General features: G+C 63.6%; 4 protein-coding genes. 1 reads left to right on the top strand and 3 read right to left on the bottom strand.

Features of this window, described 5'->3' with window-relative positions; all coding sequences use genetic code 11:
* Positions 1 to 231 precede the first annotated feature (231 nt).
* The 3 genes from ruvC to QZY07_RS26405 all read right to left on the bottom strand — a co-directional run bounded on the left by ruvC (position 232) and on the right by QZY07_RS26405 (position 2,243).
* Positions 232 to 762 carry a crossover junction endodeoxyribonuclease RuvC gene (gene ruvC, locus QZY07_RS26415; RefSeq protein WP_295409262.1) on the bottom strand — a complete coding sequence of 177 codons (531 nt, stop codon included), beginning with the start codon at positions 760 to 762 and terminating at the stop codon, positions 232 to 234.
* A gap of 78 nt (positions 763 to 840) precedes the next feature.
* Positions 841 to 1,590: a YebC/PmpR family DNA-binding transcriptional regulator gene (locus QZY07_RS26410; protein WP_295409260.1), complete on the bottom strand. Its 750-nt coding sequence runs from the start codon at positions 1,588 to 1,590 to the stop codon at positions 841 to 843.
* Between the two features lie 278 nt (positions 1,591 to 1,868).
* The gene (locus tag QZY07_RS26405; protein ID WP_295409258.1) at positions 1,869 to 2,243 is read right to left on the bottom strand and encodes a WYL domain-containing protein; all 375 of its coding nucleotides are present in this window, start codon (positions 2,241 to 2,243) and stop codon (positions 1,869 to 1,871) included.
* A 141-nt stretch (positions 2,244 to 2,384) separates the two neighbouring features.
* Here QZY07_RS26405 and QZY07_RS26400 point away from each other — a divergent pair, with 141 nt between their 5' ends.
* Positions 2,385 to 2,819, top strand: a complete 435-nt coding sequence (locus QZY07_RS26400) for a hypothetical protein (RefSeq protein WP_295409256.1) — start codon at positions 2,385 to 2,387, stop codon at positions 2,817 to 2,819.
* Positions 2,820 to 2,939: the final 120 nt, after the last annotated feature.

Genomic DNA, 2,939 nt, shown 5'->3' with positions numbered 1-2,939 from the left:
TGTGAGAGTCTTCATTGTGGCCTCTTGAGTGGTTGTCATGATTCAAGCACCTGACATTTTACCATTCTTGAGGCCATTATCCTTTATAAACAAACGATTAAAGCCAGTTTTGCGCCGATTTTGAACTCCGAAACGTGAGTTGATAGGTGTCAGGTGTCAGATATTTTTGTCGTCAGGGAAGATATTCGGGAACTTTTCAAATTTGAGCATCTGCCAACGGCCAACTTCATCTTAAGGTCGCCAGTCGCGCCAGGAGGCGGCGGCACGCTTGCGCGACGGAATCCCCATCGAATGCGCGTGACAGAGCGCGATGGCGAGCGCGTCGGCCTCGTCCTCGCCGGGCAACTCGGTCAGCGCCAGCAGAAGCCGCACCATGTGCTGAACCTGCGATTTCTCGGCCCCGCCGGTCCCGACCACCGCCAGCTTGACCGATTTCGGGCTGTATTCGTGCACCGTCACCCCGCCCTTGATCCCGGCGCAGAGCACCGCCCCGCGCGCCTGCCCGATCTTCAGCGCGGCGGTCGGATCGCGGGCGAAGATGAGCTGCTCGACCGCCATTTCATGCGGCTGGTGCTCGGCGACGATGGCCGCGACCCGGTCGAAAATGATCCCGAGCCGGTCCGGCCAGGGCTGATCGCCGACGCGGATGCAACCGCTGACGATGCGCTGGCTCCGATGTCCATCGGTGTCGATGACCGCGAACCCGGTCGTGCGCGAACCGGGATCAATCCCGAGGATGCGATGGCGCAGTGAGTCAGTCACCGGAACTCAGGTCGCTCCAGTCGACAACTGACAACTGACAACTGACAACTGACAACTGACAACTGACAACTGATCTTGTCACTCATCGAGCGCCGCCAGGATCTCATCGGAGATATCGGCATTGTGATAGACATCCTGCACGTCATCCAGATCTTCCAGCATCTCGACCAGTTTCAACAGTTTATCGGCGGTCTCCTCATCGAGTTCGGCCAGGGTCGCGGCGTTGTAGCCGATCTCGGCGATCTCGGTGTCGAATCCGGCCTGGGTCAGCGCATCCTTGACGGCGGCGAATGCCTCGGGGGCGGTGATCACGTCCAGCGAGCCGTCATCGTTGGCGGTCACGTCCTCGGCGCCGGCCTCCAGCGCGGCCTCCATGACGGCATCCTCGTCGGTACCGGGCGGGAAGCTGATCACGCCCTGCTTGCTAAACAGATAACCCACCGAGCCGTCCGTGCCGAGATTCCCGCCGCGCTTGGCGAAGGCGTGCCGGACCTCGGAGGCGGTGCGGTTGCGGTTGTCGGTCATGCAGTCGACCATGACCGCGACCCCGCCGGGACCGTAGCCCTCGTAGCGGATCTCCTCGTAATTCTCGCCCTCCAGACCGCCCGCGCCGCGCTTGATGGCGCGCTCCACGGTATCGCGCGGCATGTTGGCGCCGAACGCCTTGTCCATGGCGAGGCGCAGCCGGGGATTGGCGCCGGGATCGCCGCCGCTCTCGCGCGCCGCGACCGTGACCTCGCGGATCAGCTTGGTCCACATCTTGCCGCGCTGTTTATCCTGCGCGGCCTTACGGTGTTTGATATTGGCCCATTTACTATGACCGGCCATCGATGGGTTCTCCTGACTGGAATTCGGTCCGACGGCGAACGTCGGGCAATGCGGGCGCGAGGCCCCTGGGATACGGGGAGCGTTGCGCAAACCGCTCGCGCGGCCTGACCGGCAGGGACTCGTCGTTCGCGCCGCCGGTGAATCGGCGGAGCATTCTAGCATCGGCGACCGACGCCTTGCTCAATTGGGAGCGACAATGACCGAGGCGATGACGCAGAACCTCAGCAGACGATTCGACAGAGACTTGCACGACACCAACAACGGCCAACTGCCGACGATCAAGAAATCCCATAGAGCGCCGCCAGCCCGCGCACGCCGACCAGCATCCGCTGACGCAAGGGCTCTGGCGCCAACACCTCGACCTGATCGCCAAAGCCGCGCAGCCACCAGATCAGTTGCGCGCTGTCCAACACCGTGGCGCTGACCTGGACCCAACCCGACACGGTCGCGTCATTCGCGATGGTCTGATCCTCCGCGAGCGGGGTTTCGTGCAGATGCGCGGCCGTCGCTTCGGTCATCCGCAGACGTAACGCCAGGGTAGGCGAACCGTCCGCGACATACTCGAAGGCGCCGGTTTGCAAATGATAGACCAGATCCCGCTGCACGGAGCGCAGGTTGCCGCGAAACCCGCGTTGATGCAGTTGCTCGTACAACTGCGCGGCGCGGTCTTGCCGATGCGCGGAACAGGCGAGGCGTCCCGTGCGTTGTCGGTACCCGGCTCCCAGTCCGGGCGGCGCGGAATCAGGGCATGACGACCGCCGCCGTTTTCAACCCTGGACCGAGGAGATTTGAGCATGACCGAACATCGCACCCCCTGGCGCGCCGACGTCAGCGCGGTCCCCGCCGACGAGCGCCGGCTGGCCCGCTATGCCCTGCAATTTTTCGGGAGCGACGAACGGCTGCGTCAGCACCTGAGCGATCCTGACTTTCTCGGCGCGCTGTGGCGTCTGGCGCTACCGTTGCTCGAACCCGGCGCGGCGGCCCGCTGTCTAGCCGTGTCCCAAGACGCGAACGGCGAGCAATCGCCTTCGCGCCTGGATCGCCAGTTGAACAAGATCCTGGCGGCGGAGCGGGGACAAGTCGTGGAGGATGGCCAACCGGAGCCGCTTGCCGGTCTGGCCAACCGTCTGCGCGAGGTCTTCAAACCGCTGCCGGACGACCTGCTGTCGCGTCTGAGCGCGGACGATGGCGACGCGCCGGTCTTCGAGACGGGTGGTGCCTTTCGATAATGTATCCTAACAGGGCCGAGCACCAAACTGATCGATCTTGTCCCAGAACTGCGTCCAGCGCCCCGTGGATTGCACGAGCGCGCGCAGGCTCAAGACAATCTTGGCGCCCTGGTGTTTCCA

It is taken from the genome of uncultured Thiocystis sp., assembly GCF_903866365.1.
Lineage (GTDB): Bacteria > Pseudomonadota > Gammaproteobacteria > Chromatiales > Chromatiaceae > Chromatium.
Note: the sequence above shows the minus strand (reverse complement) of the source record. Positions and strands in the feature narration are given on the sequence as shown.